At 72.6% G+C, this 20,185-nt stretch carries 23 protein-coding genes and 1 pseudogene; 13 read left to right on the forward strand and 11 right to left on the reverse strand.

Translation table 11 applies throughout. From position 1 onward, the window contains the following. Positions 1-29 precede the first annotated feature (29 nt). The gene (locus ACPCUX_RS13485; RefSeq protein ID WP_423388967.1) at positions 30-1,241 is read left to right on the forward strand and encodes an IS30 family transposase; all 1,212 of its coding nucleotides are present in this window, start codon (positions 30-32) and stop codon (positions 1,239-1,241) included. Between the two features lie 125 nt (positions 1,242-1,366). On the opposite strand, the gene ACPCUX_RS13490 is transcribed toward ACPCUX_RS13485, so the two are convergent. Further along, positions 1,367-1,843: an AAA family ATPase gene (locus tag ACPCUX_RS13490; protein WP_232089073.1), complete on the reverse strand. Its 477-nt coding sequence runs from the start codon at positions 1,841-1,843 to the stop codon at positions 1,367-1,369. A 259-nt stretch (positions 1,844-2,102) separates the two neighbouring features. Between ACPCUX_RS13490 and ACPCUX_RS13495 the strand changes: the two genes are divergently transcribed. Together ACPCUX_RS13495 and ACPCUX_RS13500 are read left to right on the forward strand one after the other, a co-directional pair. Next, positions 2,103-2,702, forward strand: a complete 600-nt coding sequence (locus tag ACPCUX_RS13495; RefSeq protein ID WP_171467210.1) for a recombinase family protein — start codon at positions 2,103-2,105, stop codon at positions 2,700-2,702. Positions 2,703-2,711: 9 nt separating this feature from the next. Next, complete coding sequence (locus ACPCUX_RS13500; RefSeq protein ID WP_114552731.1) at positions 2,712-2,978, forward strand: hypothetical protein; 267 nt, start codon at positions 2,712-2,714, stop codon at positions 2,976-2,978. Between the two features lie 91 nt (positions 2,979-3,069). Here the strand turns inward: ACPCUX_RS13500 and ACPCUX_RS13505 are convergent, their stop codons facing one another. Further along, the gene (locus tag ACPCUX_RS13505; RefSeq protein ID WP_216608029.1) at positions 3,070-3,726 is read right to left on the reverse strand and encodes a hypothetical protein; all 657 of its coding nucleotides are present in this window, start codon (positions 3,724-3,726) and stop codon (positions 3,070-3,072) included. A gap of 407 nt (positions 3,727-4,133) precedes the next feature. Here ACPCUX_RS13505 and ACPCUX_RS13510 point away from each other — a divergent pair. The 3 genes and pseudogenes from ACPCUX_RS13510 to ACPCUX_RS13520 all read left to right on the forward strand — a co-directional run. After that, positions 4,134-4,682 (forward strand): annotated as a pseudogene (locus ACPCUX_RS13510) (polymorphic toxin-type HINT domain-containing protein); the annotation flags it as partial. Between the two features lie 37 nt (positions 4,683-4,719). After that, on the forward strand, positions 4,720-5,013 hold the full coding sequence (locus ACPCUX_RS13515; protein WP_371810572.1) for a GIY-YIG nuclease family protein: 294 nt from the start codon (positions 4,720-4,722) through the stop codon (positions 5,011-5,013). A 4-nt stretch (positions 5,014-5,017) separates the two neighbouring features. After that, complete coding sequence (locus ACPCUX_RS13520; protein WP_423388968.1) at positions 5,018-5,833, forward strand: hypothetical protein; 816 nt, start codon at positions 5,018-5,020, stop codon at positions 5,831-5,833. 406 nt (positions 5,834-6,239) lie between these two features. Here the strand turns inward: ACPCUX_RS13520 and ACPCUX_RS13525 are convergent, their stop codons facing one another. Further along, the gene (locus ACPCUX_RS13525; RefSeq protein ID WP_114553698.1) at positions 6,240-6,995 is read right to left on the reverse strand and encodes a class I SAM-dependent methyltransferase; all 756 of its coding nucleotides are present in this window, start codon (positions 6,993-6,995) and stop codon (positions 6,240-6,242) included. Between the two features lie 68 nt (positions 6,996-7,063). Further along, on the reverse strand, positions 7,064-7,579 hold the full coding sequence (locus ACPCUX_RS13530; protein WP_034650952.1) for a mycothiol transferase: 516 nt from the start codon (positions 7,577-7,579) through the stop codon (positions 7,064-7,066). A 232-nt stretch (positions 7,580-7,811) separates the two neighbouring features. Here ACPCUX_RS13530 and ACPCUX_RS13535 point away from each other — a divergent pair, with 232 nt between their 5' ends. The 6 genes from ACPCUX_RS13535 to ACPCUX_RS13560 are packed head-to-tail and all read left to right on the forward strand — an operon-like array spanning position 7,812 to position 14,625. Then, complete coding sequence (locus ACPCUX_RS13535) at positions 7,812-9,050, forward strand: PP2C family protein-serine/threonine phosphatase (RefSeq protein ID WP_423388969.1); 1,239 nt, start codon at positions 7,812-7,814, stop codon at positions 9,048-9,050. Beyond that, complete coding sequence (locus tag ACPCUX_RS13540) at positions 9,047-11,062, forward strand: glycosyltransferase family 2 protein (RefSeq protein WP_423388970.1); 2,016 nt, start codon at positions 9,047-9,049, stop codon at positions 11,060-11,062. Before ACPCUX_RS13535 ends, ACPCUX_RS13540 begins: the two co-directional genes overlap by 4 nt. Then, positions 11,059-11,394, forward strand: coding sequence for an STAS domain-containing protein (locus tag ACPCUX_RS13545; RefSeq protein WP_051028350.1), 336 nt, complete (start codon positions 11,059-11,061; stop codon positions 11,392-11,394). The genes ACPCUX_RS13540 and ACPCUX_RS13545 overlap by 4 nt, the downstream gene beginning before the upstream one ends. A 7-nt stretch (positions 11,395-11,401) precedes the next feature. Further along, complete coding sequence (locus ACPCUX_RS13550) at positions 11,402-11,848, forward strand: ATP-binding protein (protein WP_114553422.1); 447 nt, start codon at positions 11,402-11,404, stop codon at positions 11,846-11,848. A gap of 57 nt (positions 11,849-11,905) precedes the next feature. Then, a complete protein-coding gene (locus tag ACPCUX_RS13555; protein ID WP_423388971.1) occupies positions 11,906-13,762 on the forward strand; it encodes a cation:proton antiporter in 1,857 nt (618 codons plus the stop codon). A 47-nt stretch (positions 13,763-13,809) separates the two neighbouring features. Further along, positions 13,810-14,625 (forward strand): MerR family transcriptional regulator, encoded by an 816-nt coding sequence (locus tag ACPCUX_RS13560; protein WP_423388972.1) that lies wholly within the window; start codon positions 13,810-13,812, stop codon positions 14,623-14,625. Positions 14,626-14,627: 2 nt separating this feature from the next. On the opposite strand, the gene ACPCUX_RS13565 is transcribed toward ACPCUX_RS13560, so the two are convergent. The 5 genes from ACPCUX_RS13565 to ACPCUX_RS13585 form a co-directional block, all read right to left on the reverse strand. Continuing rightward, complete coding sequence (locus tag ACPCUX_RS13565; RefSeq protein WP_156186415.1) at positions 14,628-14,798, reverse strand: hypothetical protein; 171 nt, start codon at positions 14,796-14,798, stop codon at positions 14,628-14,630. 91 nt (positions 14,799-14,889) lie between these two features. Continuing rightward, the gene (locus tag ACPCUX_RS13570; RefSeq protein ID WP_423388973.1) at positions 14,890-16,008 is read right to left on the reverse strand and encodes a glycosyltransferase family 2 protein; all 1,119 of its coding nucleotides are present in this window, start codon (positions 16,006-16,008) and stop codon (positions 14,890-14,892) included. A 164-nt stretch (positions 16,009-16,172) separates the two neighbouring features. Then, positions 16,173-16,892: an anti-sigma factor family protein gene (locus tag ACPCUX_RS13575; RefSeq protein ID WP_171467216.1), complete on the reverse strand. Its 720-nt coding sequence runs from the start codon at positions 16,890-16,892 to the stop codon at positions 16,173-16,175. Continuing rightward, positions 16,889-17,395 carry a sigma-70 family RNA polymerase sigma factor gene (locus tag ACPCUX_RS13580; protein ID WP_269467723.1) on the reverse strand — a complete coding sequence of 169 codons (507 nt, stop codon included), beginning with the start codon at positions 17,393-17,395 and terminating at the stop codon, positions 16,889-16,891. Before ACPCUX_RS13580 ends, ACPCUX_RS13575 begins: the two co-directional genes overlap by 4 nt. Positions 17,396-17,415: 20 nt before the next feature. Beyond that, complete coding sequence (locus tag ACPCUX_RS13585; protein WP_249355821.1) at positions 17,416-18,102, reverse strand: YceI family protein; 687 nt, start codon at positions 18,100-18,102, stop codon at positions 17,416-17,418. A gap of 246 nt (positions 18,103-18,348) precedes the next feature. On the opposite strand from ACPCUX_RS13585, the gene ACPCUX_RS13590 reads away from it, so the two are divergent. Then, complete coding sequence (locus tag ACPCUX_RS13590) at positions 18,349-18,900, forward strand: COG4315 family predicted lipoprotein (RefSeq protein WP_415297639.1); 552 nt, start codon at positions 18,349-18,351, stop codon at positions 18,898-18,900. A 76-nt stretch (positions 18,901-18,976) separates the two neighbouring features. Here ACPCUX_RS13590 and ACPCUX_RS13595 read toward each other — a convergent pair whose 3' ends face one another. Further along, complete coding sequence (locus tag ACPCUX_RS13595; protein WP_255180150.1) at positions 18,977-19,390, reverse strand: VOC family protein; 414 nt, start codon at positions 19,388-19,390, stop codon at positions 18,977-18,979. A gap of 3 nt (positions 19,391-19,393) precedes the next feature. After that, on the reverse strand, positions 19,394-20,176 hold the full coding sequence (locus tag ACPCUX_RS13600) for a deoxyribonuclease IV (RefSeq protein ID WP_423388974.1): 783 nt from the start codon (positions 20,174-20,176) through the stop codon (positions 19,394-19,396). Positions 20,177-20,185 lie beyond the last annotated feature (9 nt).

Genomic DNA, 20,185 nt, shown 5'->3' on the forward strand with positions numbered 1-20,185 from the left:
GTAGATGATGCGTGGTCGTGGAGGCTGGGATGAGTGTGGTGACGTCGCTGCCAGCGGCAGTACAGGACGTCGTGTGGCAGGCATGGGGCGAGGGCGAGTCACTGCGGCGGATCGCCGATCGGGCCGGCGTCCCGTCGCATCACGTGCGCCGGTACTTGCTGCGTCATGGTGGGGTGCGACCCGCGTTGCCGAGACGCTCCCCACGGCACCTGAGTCCAGGTGAGCGGGAAGAGATCTCGCGTGGGATCGCTGCTGGTCTTTCTGCCCGGGCGATCGCCGAAGGGTTGGGGCGGTCGGCGTCGACGGTCTCGCGCGAGATCGCCCGCAACGGCGGCCGTGACGCCTACCGTGCGACGGTCGCCGATGAGCGTGCCCGCGTCGAAGCCCGGCGGTCGCGGGTGCCGCGTCTCGCGAGCGACGAGCGGCTGCGGGCGGTGGTGCTCTCGCGGCTCGAGCTGGACTGGTCCCCGCAGCAGATCGCGGCGTGGCTGCGCCGCGAACATCCCCACGAGCCGGGCATGTGGGTCTCGCACGAGACGATCTACCGCGCTGTCTATCTGCCGGCATCGCGGAACCTGCCGAAGAGCACGTACCAGCGGCTGCGGTCCGGTCGCACGATGCGCCGGCCCCGGCTCGTGAAGCGATCGCACGGGCGAGGGCATCTGCGCGACATGGTCTCCATCCACCACCGCCCCGCCACCGTGACCGACCGGCTCGAGCCGGATCATTGGGAAGGTGACCTCGTCATGGGCAAGCGCCCGAGCGCGGTCGCGACCCTCGTCGAGCGCACCACCCGCTACCTGAAGATCGTGCCGCTGCCCGACGGGATCAAGGCCAAGGACGTCAGCATCGCGGTCGCCCGCGCCCTGTTCAACGTCCCACCCGGCATGTGCAAGTCCCTGACCTGGGACCGCGGCCGCGAGATGGCCGACCACGCCTTCCTCAGCGCACTCATCGACGCCCCGGTCTACTTCTGCGACCCCCGCAGCCCGTGGCAGCGCGGCACCAACGAGAACACCAACCGCCTCCTGCGCCAGTACCTCCCGCGGCGCACGAACATGAACGCGACGAGTAACGACGAGCTCGAACGCATCGAGAGGCTCCTGAACGAACGGCCTCGGCAGGTCCTTGAATGGGCGGCGCCGACGGAGAGGTTTCTTGAGACCGCAGCGGCGGCTCGAGAATTGCGCCGGTCGATGAGCAGATCCGACGCAGGCGTGCGAGCTGTAGCTGAGGAATGAAGCCGGGGCAGGCAATGAGAATCGGCGACTGTGATGTGTCTCTGCGAGACCGCCCACCGGGGATACCCCTTCGAGTCAGGAGGGCGACCAGCGTGGGCGTGGCGCCGGTCTGGGCGCAGCCACGATCACATCGGGCTTGTCACGTGGACGATCCTGAGTGGGCCTTCTTCAGGTGTGGGCGTCTCGAACCCGTCGATGTACGCGATCGCTCGCTCGCGCGACACAGCGATGTCGTCCGGGCCGGAGTTCTCGCGCTGGGCCAACCTGTCCAGGAGGATCGACCGCCTGGTGTCCAGGTAGTAGACGACCGGGACGACGCCGAGGGGGGCGCAGAGCCGCCTGAACTCATCGCGCGAGGCACGGGACCAGAACGAGGAGTCCACGACGACGCCCTTCCCCTGCTTCACACAGTCGACGAGCTTGTCCTGGAGCGTTCCGTTGACGACCTGGCGCGCGTCGTCGCCGATCGGGTGGGTCCGGTGCCCGAGGGCCCACGCCTCGCCGTCGAACGAGACCCTGACATAGCCCCGGGCCTCCAGGCCACGCGCGTAGGTCGACTTCCCCGATCCAGCCGGACCGCACATGAGGATGACCTGGTCCACGTAGCCAACCCTATGCGGGCTCAACGCAGGTGAGGGACAAAGGCGGTGACGCCCGGGTAGGAGTCGAGGCCTGCATGACCACCTACGGCCGGCATCACCCGGAAATCCGCTTGACCATACCGCCGTGCCGTAAGCCGATCCCCTACCGAGACACCCCGCGCACGCCCACGCGGCGAGGCAGCACCTTGATGTCGACTGTCTCGATAGACCCGCTCGAAAATCTGCCCGGTGAGGGCTGCCTATCTGCGACACTCACGGCATGACCGCGACGCTCATCGGGTACGCACGCTGCTCGACCGCCGAACAAGACCTCACCGCCCAACGCCAAGCGCTCGAGACGATGGGAGTCGACCCGAGACGCGTCTACGTCGACCAGGGCGCGACCGGCACCCACCGCGACCGGCCCGGGCTCCGCGAGGCCCTGGCCGCGACCCGGTCCGGGGACACGCTCGTGGTGACCAAGCTCGATCGCCTCGCCCGCTCGATCCGCGACGCGCGCGACATCGTCGACGAGCTCACCACCCACGGCGTCCGGCTGCAGATCGGAGGCACCGTCCACGACCCCAACGACCCGGTTGGCCGGCTGCTGCTCAACGTGCTCGCGATGGTCGCCGAGTTCGAGGCTGACCTGATCCGCGCCCGCACCCGCGAAGGCATGGCCATCGCGAAGGCAAAGGGCAAGCTCAAGGGCCGCAAGCCCAAGCTCACTCCTGCCCAGGAGCGTCACCTCGTCGACCTCCACCACGCCGGCAACCACACCTCCGCCGAGATCGCCGAGCTCTTCGGGGTCTCCCGCGCGACCGTCTACCGCGCCGTCGGACGTGCTCGACCTCTGGCAGCACGCTCGGGCGAGGCCTAGCCTCGATCCATGTGGAGACGTCATAAGCCGAAGCCGCTGGATGAGGTCGATCGCTGGATCAACGAGGGCCAGTCCGCCACCGTCGAGGACCGGCTCAACACCATCGCGCACCAGCACGCCGGACACTCGGAAGACGAGGTCCGAACCGCGCTGCAGTCCGCGAGGATCCCAGCTCCCGCGTCGGTGATCGACGGGCTCGCGTCCCGGATCTCTGTCCTCGAGCCCGCCCAAGGGACACGGGCCACGGTGCGCATGCGCACCCACGATCCCCGCTGAGCTCGACGCTAGAGTTCCTCGGAGTGAAGGTGGTGCGTTGATCGGTTGAGACCGCCGTCGATTCCGCAGCGCTTGATCGGAGGCCGATACCTCAGGGCCTCTCCCTGAGCAGCGAGCTCGCACGCTCCATGGTGCGGACCCAGGCCGCCGTGCTCGACGAACGTAGTTCGATCAGATCGAGCATCTTGGCGAGGTCTCGGGCGAGGTCTCGGTTGATGATGGGCTCGTGGTGCGCGAGCCGGTTGCGCATCTTGCGGATGACCTCGAGGTCGTTGTAGATGCGGTCCCGAAGCGCGGCGGCGCCTGTCTGCGGTGCCGTCGGGAACAACGTCAGGATCTGGGGCTCCCAGAGCCGCTCGTCGTGGCGTGCGGTGAACATCTTCTGCCAGAAGACAAACTTCAGCTCTGCGATGACCTTCCCCGTCGTAGGCTGTCGCTTGCGGGTGTCCTGGAGGTCGCGCCGCTGCTTGTAGTACTTCCCTGCCGCGGGCACGCTCAGTTCGAAGCTCTGGTCCCAGGGCCACCGCTGACCGTAGGTCGCGGTCAGAGCCTCGGACACTGCGTTGCGGGTTGCGACCTCCGCGAAGTGGGCTGGGAGCATGAACGCCGCGGACACGCGTGCGTTCCACGCGTAGAGCTCGAGCGCTCTGTCGAGGTTGCCCTCGGCCGCCGCGAGATACGTGCCGACGCGCGGCTCGGACATGACTCGCTGGATCTCGAGGGGGTCGGCGGGCTTGGCGTAGGGCACGGCGAGAACGTACACTAGGGGGACGAGTCGTAGGATCCGCGGGCTTCGGCCTCCACCTACGGACAGAAGAGTTCGAAGGGGTCCACCCAACGGGTGGGCCCCTTCTCTGTGCCCCGGTAACTTCTGTTACGTCTGGTTTGCGGGATCGTCGCCGACGTCGTGTTCGAGGATGGCGGTGAGCTCGTCGGCCCGGGGGAGTGCGGCCTGCTCGTCGGGGGGCAGGCTGTCGTAGGTGTAGTTGGCCACGGCCAGCGGCGCGGGAGCGCCCGCGAGGGCGTAGCGGACGATGGACCGTCACCGTCGTCGGCGAAGTCGCCTCCTGGATCCCCGGCCCTGTGGGCGCCGCCGCAGCCGGAGTCTCCGCGGTCGCCTACGCCGCATCCGGCAACAAGGGCAAAGCCCTCGAGATGGGCGTCACCGCCGCAGCGCAACTCGTCGGGGCGGGCGCTGGCGTACGCGCAGGCTTCAAGGTCGCCTCAGTCGCAGCCAAGGCTGGCAGTAGGTCACGCGCCGCGAACAAGGCTGCCCGGGCCTGCGGCAACAGCTTCGCCGCAGGAACCCTCTTCCGCCTTTCCGACGGCTCCCTAGCCCCGATCGAGACACTCGAGACAGGTGACCTCGTTCTTGCGGGCGATCCAGTTTCGGGCGACGTCACGGTCGAGCAAGTGATTTACCCGATCACCGGCACCGGCACCAAGCACCTTATCGACATCACCATCGAAGGTACAGGCACGCCGATCACCGCGACCGGCAACCACCCCTTCTGGGTCGACGGCAAGGGTTGGATCGACGCGGTAGAACTCACCCCAGGGGACCGACTCGTTGGATCCTCGGGCGGCATTACCGTCGTTCGAGCAATGCACGACCGCGGGTGGCTCTCAGGCCAGACCGTCCACAACGTCCACATCAGCGGTCCGCACACGTACTTCGTCGCGTCCAACACGCTGGACGATCAACTCGTCCATAACGCTGCATGCTCGCTTGCGCTGCATCGTGTTCCGCGCGAGCGGTGTCTATCACATCACAACGAAGGACGGCAAAGAGTACATTGGTCAGGCGAAGAACATGCACAAGCGAATCCACGCCCACTTCAGAAAGCGTGGATCGCTCACAGAGAAGGGATACACTGTCCAGAGTATCGCATCAGTTCGCACGCACAGTATTGGCAACGGGTGCGCGATGGATGCGGTTGAGGACGCGTTGATTCGAATTCGGCACCGCGCCCTCGGCGGATTCTTTAAAAAGAGCAGTCGGCTGTTGAGTAGTCGGTTCCAAATTGCGAGGTGACGCAATGAGATTTCCCGTATTTGAATTTCGTGCTGGTGGCATCCATGGTCCATACCGGACCGCTGAGATCTACGGGCAGCCATCGGGCGAGGACATAAGCGAGCTGAGTCGCGCGGGCGTGGATGGCCTAATAGTCCTCCCCGAACGCCAGTCGCGCGGGCTTCTTGAATTGGGCGCGCTCGAGCGCCTGAAGTTGCGGTTCTTGCAGGTGCAGACGCGCCGACTTATCGGACCACTCCCGGAGGGTCTGCTTCCAAGTCTCGAAGTTCTTTGGTTGGATGGACGCCTCGCGGAACCCGTGGTCTCGTCCGGTATCGAGCGAATCACCTCTCTCTCGATCCCCGCCTCCTCGATCGTCGGCCACCTTTCTGCTCTTCGCCGTATTGAGTTCCTAGGGCTCGAAGCGATCGCGACAAGCGGCCGGCTTGACCTGGCGATAATTCCGAGCCTTCGCCGACTGCGACTCGATTTCAAGAAGTCGGTCGGCGGGGTCGTCCCTGAACTTGACCTGGATGGGAGTGAAGGTATCGAAGAGGTTGACATTGAGGGTGCGGCGGCGGCGTCGTTTGATTGCTTTCGACCGCTCCATGGCTTGCGCCGACTAAGCGTCCAGCCTCCTCGTGCGCAGTGGTCAGAAAGGACTGTCAGTCTGGCGCCCCTTGCCGAGTGCAGGAAGTTGGAGGAGTTGCTCGTTGCCGACTGTGGCCAGATTGTGGATGCGGAGGTTCTAGGGTCGCTACCGGCCCTTCAACGTGTCACCGCCCATCGAGGAGCATTCAGCCCTTGGCCAGGAAAGCAGGAATGGCTCGTTGAGGTCTAGTTCTCAAATGTTCCTGTGCTGTCGAACCGCAGTTCGCGTCACCAGGATCTTTCGCACGTGCTTGAGCCCCTGGGCCCGATCGAGCGCCTGGCGGAGCGTGACGTCAGGCAGGCGCTGACGGGCCGGCTGCAGTGATCTGCGGCAACACGGCAAGGACCGGGAGAACCCGGCGGCAGACACGAGAGGGCGAGTGGCGGGCTGACCTGCACAGACGCGGACTTTGCCGTGAGGAGCGAGATCGTGCATCTGATGCAAAGTGCGCTGGTTCAGTGCCGATGACCTCCCTTATGTCACGCACCGCTGTTCAACGGCTCTCTGAGAATCTCTTCGCATCCCTCACTCGATCAGCCGTAGCAGCTCTCGATCACCACGGCGGGTCGGGCCAGGCTCTCGACGGTATGCGGAACTACTCGCGACCAGCCCCCGAGACCGGCGCACAGACGATCAACCAGGACGTGTAGTGCTCGACGACGCGCCCTCCGAGGTCCGCGACGGCCGCTGCGACCTCGTCGACCTCGTCCCGACTCCAGTCGCTGAACGTGCTGAAGAGCCCGTGAACCTGCTCGGGGTCGAGCTCGATGCTCCAGCGGTACTCACCGATGTCCTCGACGGCGAACAGCCCGGAGGCAGTCAGCCGTGCCGCGGTCTCCCTGACGGCCTCCGGGTTTCCGGCGCGCGGCGGCCTGCTCCGCCGCGCGACGATCCGCGCGACCCGGTCACGGAAGGCGGTCGGCTCCGCCGCGGGGTCACCGAAGACGTGCCGCCAGACGAGGAACCGCCCGGCTGGCACCAGGGCGCGATGGAGCCGGGGCAGGAGCGCGTCGAGGTCCATCCAGTGGATCGAGGTCGCGGCGACCGCCAGGTCGAACGCCGCTCGGCCGAGCTCGGCGTCCTCGGCCCGTGCGACGACCACCTCCGCCGTCGGGTGACGGGCCGCGAGCACGGCGGCCAGCTGCGTGCCTGGTTCGACGGCGACCACGTCGACCCCCGCTGCGAGCAGCGGCCCGGTCGCCTCACCGGTGCCCGCGCCGAGGTCGACCGCTCGCCGACCCGGCGCGACCAGGCCCGTGCGACGCACCCGCTCCCACAGCTCGGCCGGGTACGGCGGACGGGCGGACGCGTAGGCGTCCGCCAGCGCGTCGAAGTGCATCGGGTTCCCCATCGTCCGACCCTACGACCGCAGGTCCTGGCGCCCGGCGGTCGCGCCTCGCTCGTCGATCCCGCGCTGCGTCAGACGCGCCCGGTGCGCTCGAGCACCCCTCGGAGGTAGGCGGCCTGGCCCGCGTGCTCGAGGGCGTCCACCGCGACGCTCACGAGCCGGACGCCCAGCGTCACGGGCGGGTCCCACGCCTCGTCGACGACCCGGTCGAGGTCGTCGGCGGTGAGGGACGCGAGCACGTCGCGGGACTCGACCTGGACCGCGTGGACGTAGCCGAGCAGCAGGTCGTCGCGCGCGCGGACGCGCGCGACGTCGTCGGCCGACTGCCCGTAGCCGGTCGCGCCGTCGTCGAACGGCAGGTCGAACCGGCGGGCCCACCCGTCGCGCGTCCACACCTGGTCCCGGCCGACGGCGCCCGCGACCTGGGCGTCCTGCCCGCGCGCGAGGTGCCACGCGAGCCACGCGATCGTGTTGGCGCCCGGGTCGACGCGCGCGGTGAGCGCGTCCTCGCCGAGGCCGTCGACCGCGCGCGTCGCGGTCGGCCCGATCCTCCCGAACAGGTCCTCCAGCACGGTGATCGCGTCCACGGTCCTCCCTCTCCTCGGGTGCCCGGCGGTTCGTCGCCTCTGGCAGCGTCTCCGGACCGCGGGCCGCTCGCGACCGGAGCGGCCCCACCCCGAGACGCACCGCGGCAGGCACGGGCGAAGGTCCAGGTCCGGGACGTGCGGACCGTCTCCTGCCCCTGCGACGCGCAGCACTCCGTGATAGATGTCGGGAGGTCGCGTCACGACGGAGAGGCACGAGCAGGGGGAAGAGACTTTGACGACGACCGACGCGCTCCAGGACGAACGCACGCGGGTCCTGGCGCTCCAGCGGCTCGGCGTGCTCGACAGCTCGCCCGAGGAACGGTTCGACCGCGTGACGCGGCTCGCGCAGCGCCTGTTCGGCGTCCCGACGGTGAGCATCACGCTCGTGGACGCGGACCGGCAGTGGCGCAAGGCGTTCGTCGGCCTCGACGGCCCGGTCGCGCAGCGCGAGGGCGCGTTCTGCGACGTGACGATCCGTGCGGACCGCACGCTCGTCGTCGAGGACGCGGCGCAGGACGCCACGTTCGCCGACAACCCCTTCGTGGTCGGCGACCCGCACCTGCGGTTCTACGCCGGGCACCCCATCGCGGCGCCGGGCGGCGAGCTGGTCGGCACGCTGTGCGTCATCGACACCCGGCCGCGCCGGTTCGACGACGCCGACCGCTCCCTGCTGCGCGACCTCGCGCTGTGGGTCCAGGGGGAGCTCCAGCACGACGTCGAGCTCGACCGGGCGGGCGCGGTGCAGCGCGGGCTCCTCCCGCGCCGCGCCCCGGAGCTCGAGGGCTACCGGGTGGCCGCGCGCTGCCTGCCGGCCCGCGGCGTCGGGGGCGACTTCTACGACTGGACGACGACGGCCGACGGCGCCGGGTTCGTCGTCGCGGACGTCATGGGCAAGGGCATGCCCGCCGCGATCGTCGCGGCGTCGGCGCGCGCCGCGCTGCGGCCCGCGCTCCGGTCACCGTCGCTCGCGGCGGGCGTCGAGACGGCCGACGACCTGCTCGCCCCGGACCTGGAGGAGGTCGGCTCGTTCGTCACGGCCTGGTGCGCCACGCTCGAGCGCGACAGCGGCCGGCTCGCGTACGTCGACGCGGGGCACGGCCTCGCGAGCGTGCTGCGGCCCGACGGCGGCATCCACCGCCTGGAGGCGGACGGCCTGCCGCTCGGCGTCGCGCCGGGCACCGCGCGCACCGTCCACCACGTGACCCTCGAACCGGGCGACCGGCTCGTCGTCGTGAGCGACGGGCTCGTCGACCTGCTCGCCGACCTCGGGGTCCCGGGCGGGGACCCGCGCCTCCTCGACCCGGACGTCCCGCTGCCCGTCCCGGACGGGCCGGCCCTCGCGCGTGCCGCGCGCGAGGTCCGGCAGGCCGGGGACGCCGCGGCGACGCTCGACGTGCTGGTCGGGCTCGCCGAGGGGCGGTACGTCGGGGACGACCTCACGGTCCTCGTGGTCGAGCGGGTCGCGGGATGAGGGGCTCCGCGCGGCGGCTCGTGCTGATCCGCGTGCTCGTCGTGCTGGCGCTGGTCACGGGCGTCAACTACGTCGCCTGGCGGTGGCTCGAATCCGTGGCGTGGTCGCACTGGTGGATCGCCGTCCCGCTCGTGCTGGCCGAGACTTACAGCCTCGTGGACACCGCCCTCTTCGGCGTGACGATGTGGCGCGTGCGCGAGCGGGGCGAGCCGCCGCCCGCCCCGGAGGGCGTCACGGTCGACGTCTTCGTCACGACGTACGACGAGCCCGAGGAGCTCGTCCTCGCGACCGCCCGCGCGGCCCGGGCCATCCGGTACCCGCACCGCACGTGGATCCTCGACGACGGCGCGCGCGAGAGCATGCGGGCCGCCGCCGCGGAGGCGGGCGTCGGGTACCTCACGCGCAGCGCGAGCTGGGCGGGCAAGCCGCGGCACGCGAAGGCCGGCAACCTCAACAACGCGCTGTTCCAGACGGACGGCGAGCTGCTGCTCGTGCTCGACGCCGACCAGGTGCCCGACCCGGCGATCCTCGACCGGACGGTCGGGTACTTCACCGCGGACGAGCGCGTCGCGATCGTCCAGACCCCGCAGTGGTTCGTCAACGTCGACGACGCCGACCCCCTCGGGAGCCAGGCGCCGCTCTTCTACGGGCCGATCCAGCAGGGGAAGGACGGGTGGAACGCCGCGTTCTTCTGCGGCTCCAACGCGGTGCTGCGGCGCGAGGCGCTCATGCAGCTGGGCGTCGTCGGGTACGTGCAGGGCGTGACGGTCGGCGTGCGGCGCGCGCTGCGCACCGCGGGCTCGGTGCTCGCCCGGGCGGCGCGCTCGCCGGAGGCGGCCGACCCGGCGGTGCGGACCGCCGTCGAGCGGCTCCGCGCGGAGGCCGACGAGGCCCGCCGGGCCCTCGCCGCGGGGGAGCCCGCCGCCGACGTCACCTACCGGTTCCAGCGCCGCGTCGACGAGGCGTCGCGCAGCGTCGTCGCCGGCCAGGTGGAGGCGCTGCGGGCAGAGCTCGCGACGGTGGAGCCCGAGCTCGTGTCCGGCGGCCCGTTCCAGGTCGACGAGGAGATCGGCCAGCTCGTCGTCGACGAGGAGGCGCTCGACCGGCTCGCCCGGCGCGACCTCTCGCCGCTCGTGGCCGTCGAGGCGGTGCGCCGCCTCGCGGACGCGGTCGACGTCGGGCGCAGCGACGAGGCGCAGGCCGTCATGCCGATGGCGACGATCTCCGTCACGGAGGACATGGCCACCGCGATGCGGCTGCACGCGCTCGGGTGGCGGTCGGTCTACCACCACGAGGTCCTCGCCCACGGCCTGGCGCCCGAGGACATGCCGACGATGCTCCAGCAGCGCCTGCGCTGGGCGCAGGGCACGGTGCAGGTGATGCTCCGGGAGAACCCGCTCACGCTGCGCGGGCTGCGCGTGGGGCAGCGGCTCATGTACTTCGCGACGATGTGGAGCTACCTCGCGGGCTTCGCCGCCCTCGCGTACCTCGCGGCGCCCATGGTGTACCTGTGCTTCGGCATCCTCCCGGTCCAGGCGTTCGGGACGGACTTCTTCGTGCGCTTCGTGCCGTACTTCGTGCTCAACCAGCTCTTGTTCCTCGTCGTGGCGCGCGGGGTGCGGACCTGGCGGGGGCAGCAGTACTCGCTCGCGCTCTTCCCGGTGTGGATCCGGGCCTGCTGGACGGCGTTCGCGAACGTCGTCCTCGGCCGCCCGCTCGGGTTCGTCGTGACGCCCAAGACGCGGACCGGCGAGCACCGGCCGGCCTGGCGCACCATCTGGCCCCAGCTCACGGCCATGGTGCTGCTCGTGGTCTCGGCCGTCGTCGGGACGGTGCGCCTCGTCGCGTTCGACGCCGACCTCGGCGCGACCCTCGTCACCCTCGCCTGGGTGGCGTACGACCTCGCGGTGCTCGGGGTGCTCGTCCCCGCCGCGCGGTACTCCGGCCCGCGCCCGCCGCGCGAGCCCGTGCCGGAGACGACGATGACCGGACGACGGACGGAGGACCAGTGAAGCTCGACGTGACACCGCTCGAGGAGACGGGGGCGGTGATCGTGCCGCGGGGGCGGCTCACGCTCACCACGGCACCCCAGCTGCGCGACGCGGTCACCGACCTCGTCGAGGCGGGCCGGACCCGGCTCGTCGTCGACCTCGGGAGCCTCGAGTTCGTCGACTCCTCGGGCCTCGGCGCCCTCGTCGGCGGGCTGCGCACGACGCGCGCCGCCGGCGGAGACCTGCGGCTCGCGAACGCCGCGCCCTCCGTGGCGACGGTCCTGCGCCTCACGAACCTCGACCGCGTGCTGCGCGTGCACGACGACGCGGCGAGCGCGTTCGCCGACGGGTGACCCCCGCGTGACCCCGCCGGACGACGCCCCGCTCGTCGTGCTGAGCGCGACCGCGTCCCCGCCGTGGCTCGACGCCCTCCCGGACGCGTTCGCCGCGCTCTGGGGCCAGGCGCCGTGGGTGCCCGCCGACGACCGGCTCGCCGTCGAGCTCGCCACGACGGAGATCGCCGCGAACATCGTGCGGCACTCGCCCGCACCCGAGACGGTCGAGGTCCGGGCCGAGCTCGACGCCGGGGCGGGACGCGTCGTCGTCGTGCTGCGCGACACCGCACCCGCCGCCGACGTCGACCTCGACCGCACGATGCCGCCCCCCGAGGCCGAGTCCGGGCGGGGGCTCGCGCTCGCGCGGGCGTGCGTCGACCGGCTCGAGCACCGCTGGGTCGCGGGGACCTCGGGCAACGAGTGGCGCCTCGAACGCCGCGTGCGCACCGCCGGAGACGGCCCCGGCGGCTAGCGTGGGGGCGTCCCGCGCGCGCCGACCCGGGCGCGGCGCCGGTAGCCGGAGGTGCAGATGGAGTTCCCGTTCAGCCTGACCGAGGAGCAGATCCTCTCCCTCATCGTCGTCGGGACGCTCGCGGTCGTCGCGATCGTCGGGGTCAACGCCCTGGCGCCGAAGGCGGGCGTGGCCGCGCCCCTCGTGCTCGTCGCGGTCGGCGTCGTCGTGAGCTTCGTGCCCGCCGTCCCCGAGATCGAGTTCGAGCCCGAGTGGATCCTCGCCGGGATCCTGCCGCCGCTGCTGTACTCGGCGGCCGTCGGCCTGCCCACCATGGACTTCCGGCGGGACTTCACCGCGATCAGCGGGCTCTCCGTCGTCCTCGTCCTGCTCAGCACCGCGCTCCTCGGCTACCTCTTCACGTGGCTCATCCCCGGCATCCCGCTCGCGGCGGGCTTCGCGCTCGGCGCCATCGTCAGCCCGACCGACGCCGTCGCGACGTCCATCGTCAAACGGATCGGCGCGTCACCCCGCGTCGTCACGCTGCTCGAGGGCGAGAGCCTGCTCAACGACGCGTCCGCCCTCGTGCTCCTGCGCTCCGCCATCGCCGGCATCGGGATCGCCGTCGCGACCGGGGAGTCCGCCACCCGCGTGTCGCTGTGGTCGGTCGCGGGCGACTTCGTGTTCGCCGTCGTCGTCGCCGTGCTCGTCGGGTTCCTCGTCGGGTTCCTCGGCCTCTTCGTCCGGCGCCGCCTCGCCAACCCCGCGCTGAGCACCGCGGTGTCCTTCGTCGTGCCGTTCCTCGCCTACCTGCCGTCGGAGGAGCTCGGCGCGTCGGGCCTCGTCGCCGTCGTCACCGCGGGCCTCGTCACCGGCAACGGCGCCGCCAAGTACCTGCGGCCCCAGCACCGGCTCGCCGAGGAGTCGAACTGGCGGACCGTCGAGCTGCTGCTCGAGGGCACCGTCTTCCTCCTCATGGGGCTCGAGCTGTTCGCGCTGGTCACCGACGTGCAGGAGGCCCACGGCAGCCTGTGGCGCGCGGTCGGCGTGGCGGCGCTCGCTGCCGTCGTCATCCTCGTCGTGCGCTCCGCGTACGTCGCGACGCTCCTGCGGTCGCTCGCGCGGCGCGCGCGGCGGGGAGAGTCGATGCGCGACGTGATCGAGGGCATGCAGGAGAAGCTCGACGCGCGGTTCGGGCCGGCGGAGTCACCGCTCGCCACGGTCGAGCCGTCGGGACGGCACCGCGAGGTCGCGCGAACGGGCGGCCCGAAGGAGGTGCCGCAGGCCCGCGTCGGGCGCATCCGCACCTCGCTGCGTCGTCGTGCCGCCGACATCGACTACCTGACGGCCGAGCGGCTCGGGTGGCGCGAGGGCACGCTCCTCGTGTGGGCGGGCATGCGGGGCGTCGTGACGCTCGCCGCGGCGCAGACGCTCCCGCTCGACACCCCGCAGCGCTCGTTCCTCGTGCTCGTCGCCTTCGGGGTCGCCGCCGGGACGCTCGTCGTGCAGGGCGGCACGCTCCCGTGGGTCGTGCGCCGGCTCGGCCTCTCGGGCGGGTCCACGCGCGCCGACGAGGACCGCGGCGCCGTGCGCGCCGAGCTCGACGGCGCGGCCGTGGCCGTGATCGACGCGCCCGACCTCCGCCGCGCCGACGGCACCACCTACGACGGCGCCGTCGTCGCCCGCGTGCGCCGCGACGTCGTGCGCGAGCTCGAGAACCGCGACACCGACGCCGCGACGTCGGCCGACCTGTTCGCGCAGTACAAGGAGCTGCGGCTCCGGGCGATCGCCGCGCAGCGCGTCGCGCTGCTCGACGCGCGCACGTCCGGCGCGTACAGCTCGCAGGCGCTGCGGCACGCGCTCGACCTGCTGGACGCCGAGCAGATCGACCTCGAGCTCCGCCGCGGACCCTACGTGCCCGGCGACGACGACTGAGCCGACCCCTTGCGGCTGCCCCAGGGGAAGGCCCTAGCGTCGCGGGCATGGACGAGTACACGACGGGTCAGGTGGCGCGCGCGACGGGCCTGAGCGAGAAGGCCGTCCGGATGTACGTCGACCGCGGGCTCCTCGACGCGCGCCGCACCTCCGCGGACGGCCCACGGCTGCTCGACGGCGGCCAGGTGGAGCGCGCCCGCCTCGTCCGGCTCCTGCGGGGCGTCGGGCTGTCGCTCGCCGAGGTGGGCGACGTGCTCGCCGCCCCCGACCCGGTCCCCGCGTTCGACGCCGTGTGGAGCGACCGCCGCTCGGCGCTCGCGGCGTCGCTGACGGCGGCGGAGTACGTCCGGTCCGCGCTCGTCGGCGCGCCACGGCTGGACGTCGTGGTGCACCGACGGCACGTGCCGGAGCGGCTCGTGCTCGGGACGGAGCGCCGCGCGACGCTCGCCGAGCTGCCGTCCGTGCTGCCCGAGGCGACCGGAGCGGTCTTCGCCGTGCTGCGCGCCGCCGACGTGCCCCTCGCCGGCCACCCCTACGTCGAGCTCCACGAGCGCGCGACCGAGGGGTACGCCGCCCGCCTCACGCTCCGGGTGCCGGTCCCCGTGGCCGTGCGACCGCCGTCGGGCTTCGCCCTCACGACGGACGCGGCGCACGAGGAGGCGTACGTCGCGCTGACGGCCGCGGAGGCCCGCGACCAGGAGCGCCTGGTCCTCGTGCACGACTACCTGGCGTCCGGGCGGGCGCTCGCGGGCGGGGTGCCCGCGGGGGACGACCGGGAGGTCTACCTGCCGACCTGGGAGGCAGGCGGTCCCGGCCCGGTGATGGAGGTCGCCGTGCCGGTCGCGCCCGCCCCCGGTCCCTGAGATCAGGCCTGCTCAGCGCGGCGGGCGGCGGCCCGACGGCGCAGGACGCGCGCCGTCGTGACGAGCGCGAGGCCGGCGACGAGGAGCGTCCAGGCCGCGACGACGTGGAACGCGGTCGCGACGCCGGTGACGGCGAGGACGGGGGCGGTCTGGGCGAGGGTCGAGTTGTACATGGCTTCTGTCCTTCCGGGACGGGTGAGGGCATGCCGAGGACGTCCCGGTCGCGTGCGCGACGGGGCGGGCCGGCGAGGGGAGGGGTGAGGGTCAGGCGGTGGCGGCGACGTGGTTCCACGTCGTCTGGCGCCGCGTGACGAACAGCGCTGCGGCGTGCAGGAACGCGCGCTGCAGGGCGAGGTCGTAGAGGAGCTCCGGCAGCACGAGCGCGGCCAGCAGCCGTGCGCGCCGCCCGGCACCCCAGACGGTGACGAGGCGCTCCGCGACGAAGACGAGCCCGACAGCCGCCCACAGCGGGGACAGCGTGAAGGTCCCCGTCACGAGGGTGACGACCGTGAGGAGCAGGTAGGCCGCCATCATGAGCGTGCCGACGGCGAGCATCACCTGCTGGCCGACGTAGCGCCACGTGGTGCGCGTGAGCCCGTACTCGGCGAGGTTGTCGAGCATCCCCTTGTACCAGCGGACGCGCTGCCGGTGGAGGTCGCCGGCCGTCGGCATGAGCTCGGTCGTGCAGCTCATCGTGACGGGGGAGCGCAGCTCGTGGCCGAGCGTGCGCAGCGCGAGGGTGAGCTCGGAGTCCTCGGTGATCGCGTGCCGGTCGTACACGTCGCCGCGCTCCCCGGGGAGGACCGAGCCGCGGGCGTCGGCGACCTCCTGGAGCGCGGTGCGGCGCACGAGCGCGGCGGTCCCGGTGAGCACGGCCGTGCGGCCGGTGAGGTCCACCTGCACGCCGTAGCGCGTGTACTCGTTGGCCTGGCAGTGCTGCAGGTAGCCCTGGGGCGGACGCCCGCGGAACACGCCGCCGACCGCGGCGACCTCGGGCTCCGAGGCGAGCACGGCGAGCCCTTCCTCGACGAAGGTCGGGGCGATCGTCGTGTCCGCGTCGAGGACCATGACGACGTCCTCCGTCGTGGTCGCGATCGCCTGGTTGAGCGCGCCCGCCTTGCGGGCCGTGTTGCCCACGGTCTCCATGACGTCCGCGCCGGCGGCGCGGGCGACCGCGACGGTCGCGTCCGTGCTGTTGTCCGAGACGACGAGCATCCGGTCGGGGCGGCGCGTCTGGGCCGCGAGCGAGGCGACGGTGGCGGGGAGCGCCTGCTCCTCGTCGTGGGCGGGGATGACGACGACGACGCGCACGGCGGGCCCGTCCGCGGGACGGGCGGCCGCCTCGGCGCGGTGGCGGGGGGTGTGCGGGGCAGTGGTGTTCACCGGAGGCTCCAGGTCGACGAGTGCTGTCGACAAGGAGCCTCCGGCGGTCGCCTCAGCGTTCCCGCGGGGGCGGCGCGGGGGTCCGCGAGGTCTGGCTCAGCGTTGCGGAAGCCCGGTGGTGTGGTTCGACCCGAGGATTTCCTGAGGGTCCGGCCGCGCCGGGCTCAGACGTCGGCGGCCGCGAGCGCGCCGTCCACCCCCACGACCCCGAGCTCGAGGCGCGCGATCCCGTCCACCGGCACCGCCGACGACGCACCCAGGCCCGACGAGCTCCCCGCCTCCGTCGAGGACCACGTAGCCACGACCGAGCGCGTGCCGTCGTCGTCCACGAGCACGAGCTCGTACGTCGCGCCGTCCTCCCAGACCCCGGCCGGGTACGAGCACGACCAGTCGAGGCGCGTGCCCCACGAGGCCGGCGTGAGCGTGAGCTCGGCGCGCACGTCCGCGCCGCCGACCGGCTCGAGCGCGACCTGGGTCGTGCCGGTCGTCGCGGGGGGCGGGACGTCGTCGGGCCGCGTCACCGCCGCGCCGCCCGCGGCGCCCGCGACGACCAGGCCCACCGCCGCCACGGACAGGAGCGACCGCCGTCGGGTTCGGCGCCGCCGGGCGCTCGCGGCCACCACCGCGAGGGGCACGACGGCGCCCCCCGCTCCGCCGGACGCCTCGGCCGGGACGTCGGCGCGCGCGTCGTCGACGAGCGCGTCCGCGTGCTCGGCCGTGAGCATGCCGAGGATGCCCGGCATGCCCGCGAGCTCCGCGACGGCCTCGCGGCACGCCGCGCACGTCGCGAGGTGCTGCTCGAACGCGCGCCGGTCGCGCGGGCTGAGCGCGCCCAGCACGTAGGCGGCGTCCCACTCGCGGTACGGGTCCGGCGTGGCGGTCATGACGAGACTCCCTTCTCCTGCAGCGCGAGCCTCAGCGCGCGGAGCGCGTAGTGCATGCGGGACTTCACCGTCCCGGGCGGGACGCCGTGCGCCGACGCCATCTCGGCCACGGAGCGCCCGTGGTAGTACGCGTCGACGACGACCGCCCGGTGCTCGGGCGAGAGCGAGACCAGCGCGTCCGCGACGAGCCACGCGTCGAGCACGGCCTGGGTCGCGTCGGCCTCGCCGCGGTCGGGCACGTCGGCGCTCGCGAGCTCGCGGCGGTGGTGGGCGCTGCGCAGCTCGTCGACGACGAGGTTGCGCGCCACCGTGAAGAGCCACGCGCGCACCGAGCCCTCCGGTCGCTCCAGCACCTCGGGGTGGCGCCACGCGCGCAGCAGCGTCTCCTGCACCACGTCCTGCGCCTGCGCCGGGTCGTCGGTGAGGCGCGCGACGTAGCGCTCCAGCGCCGGCCCGTGCGCGGCGTGGACCGCCCGCAGCAGGTCGTCGGCGTCGGCGCGCACGCGCGGCACCTCCCCGTCGGTCACGACCCGGCCGACCGCACGAGGTCGAGGCCGAACTCGACGCTGCCCGCGTCGTCGACCGTGACGAACCCGAGGCTCGGCGCCTCCACGTCGAAGTCGGAGAACGTGATCGGCACGCTCCCGACGACCTGGACGCCGTCGGTGGTCGGGCCGACCTGCGCCTCGACCGTGACGGCCTGCGTCACGCCGTGGATCGTCAGGTCGCCCGCGAGCTCGACGTCGCCCGACCCGGTCGGCAGGTCCACGGGGCTCGTCAGCTCGAACGTCGCGGTCGGGTACGTCCCGACCTCGAGCGCGTCGCCCCGGAAGTACGCGTCGCGCGGCGGCTCGTCGGTCGCGACGCTCGCCATGTCGACCTCGATCGTCGCCGCGGTGAGCGCGCCGTCCGCGACGGTGAACGACCCCGTGACCTCCTCGGTCCGGCCGGTCACCGTGACGTCCTCGCCCTGCAGCACCTCGTGCACGCGGTACCCCGCGTACGAGCCGTCCCCGACCGTCCACGCACCGGCCAGGTCCGCCGGGTCGAGCGTGGCGCCGTCGCCCGACGACGCGTCGAGCGTCGGCTCCTCGGCCGCCGCGCGGTTGGACCAGTCCGCGTACAGGCCCGGGCCGAACGCGACGGCCGCACCGCCGAGCACCACGACACCGACCCCGACCCCCACGAGCACCTTCGTCCTCCTGCGCACGTCTGCCCCTTCCGATCATCCTCTGCGACTCCGTCACCTGGGAGACGAGGCAGCGTCCTGATCGGTTCACCCGGGCCGTCGACGGTGCGCGGTCGGGCGGTGGGCCCGACGGTCGGACGGGCCGTCGGACGGGCGTGCGGTGTGCGGGCCGACGCGCGGGCGGGCCGGTGAACCTCGCGGCGCGCCGCGCCGTCGTGAGAGTAGGGGCCGTGCTCGCGACCCCGACCGTCCTTCCGAGGAGTCGACATGCGACGCACCCTGACCACCGGTGTCCCGGCCGCCACCACCTGGGCCGTCACCGCCCTGCTCGCCGCCACCCTCGCCGGGTGCTCCGGCGGGGGAGGCGGCCTGTACGGGGGCGGTGGCTCCAGCCCGTCGGAATCGACCTCCGACGGCTCGACGGGCGGCGGCTCGTCGGACGTCGCGCTCGGCACGGCGGACTCCTCGCTCGGGACCGTCGTGGTCGACGGCCAGGGCATGACCGTCTACTACTACGACAAGGACACGAAGGGCTCGGGCACGAGCGCGTGCGAGGGCGAGTGCGCCGCCGCGTGGCCCGCCGTCCACGCGGCGAGCGCGGACCCCGAGGTCGACGGCGTGACGGGCGAGGTCGGCACCATCACCGCGGTCGACGGCGAGCTCCAGGTCACCGTCGACGGCCGCCCGGTCTACACGTACGCGGCCGACACCGGCCCCGGCGACGTCACCGGCCAGGGCGTGAACGGCGTCTGGCACGTCGTGGCTCCCGACGGGACCGAGATCATGGACGCGGCCCCCGCCGCCGGGTCGGGCTACTGACCGGTGCGCCGACCGGACGCGCGCGGGCTGGTCCTGCGGGGACCGGCCTCGCGCCGGGCGGCCCTGCACCGGCCGCTCACGGGTGGTCGAGCGGCGGCGAGCTCAGGCAGAACGGGTGGCCCTCCGGGTCCGCGTAGACGCGGAACAGGTCGTCGGGGTGGCCCTCGTCCTCCGGCGTGCCCGTGAGCGGGCGCGCGCCGCACGCGAGCGCGTGCTCGTGCGCCGCGTCGAGGTCGGGGACGTCGAGGTCGATGTGCACGCGCGCCCCGCCGGGCCAGGGTCGTACCTCGGCGTCGGACCGCTGGAACGCGAGGCGCGATGCGCCGCCCGGGACCTGGAGCGAGAGCCAGTCGTCGCCCGCCGGGTCGGCGACCTCGTGGCCCGGCGTGTACGCCCAGCCGGTCAGGCGCCGGTAGAACTCCGCGAGCGCGCGCGGGTCGCGTGCGTCGACGGTGACGTTGCGGAGCCGCAGCGGGCGGGGGTCTGCCACGGCTCAGCCGACCTGCTCGCGCAGCCACGCGACGTCGGCCGGGACGTCGGCGTGCGTCTCGCAGACGACCGACGTGCCCGCCGCGCGCACGACCCCGAGCAGGAGCTCCGGGTCGATCGTCCCGGCCGTGAGGCCGGCGTGGCGGTCGGCGCCGGAGCCCGCGGTGTCGCGGCTGTTGTTGAGGTGGACGAGGTCGACGCGGCCGGTGATCGTGCGCACGTCGTCGACCGCCGTCGTGAGGTCGATGCCGCCCGCCCACGCGTGGCACGTGTCGAGGCAGAACCCGACGTTCTCGGCGCCGTCGGCCTGCTGCACGGCCGCCCACAGGCCCTCGATGCGGTCGAGGCGGCGGGCCATCGAGAAGTCGCCGCCGGCGGTGTTCTCGATGTACACGGTGACGTCCGTCTGGAGCGCGTCGATCGCCTTGCGCCAGTTGTCGAAGCCCTTCGCCGGGTCCTCCTTCGCGGTGACGTGCCCGCCGTGGACCACGACGCCCGTCGCGCCGACCGCCGCCGCGCCGTCCACGATCTGCTGGAGCAGCTTGCGGCTCGGGATGCGGATGCGGTTGTTGGGGCTCGCGACGTTGATGACGTACGGCGCGTGCACGACGAGCTCGAGGTCCGCCGCCGCGGCGGCGTCCTTCAGGGCCTCCGCGCCACCCGGGAACGTGAACTCCGGACCCTTCCACGACTGGGGGTCGCCGAGAAAGATCTGGGCGACGTCCGCGCCGATGCTCGCTGCCTGCGCGATGACGTCCGACTGGTCGAGGTGGGCTCCGATCCGCATGGGGACCAA

Source organism: Cellulosimicrobium sp. AB352, from assembly GCF_049538415.1.
In the GTDB taxonomy this organism is placed as follows: Bacteria; Actinomycetota; Actinomycetes; order Actinomycetales; family Cellulomonadaceae; genus Cellulosimicrobium; species Cellulosimicrobium funkei.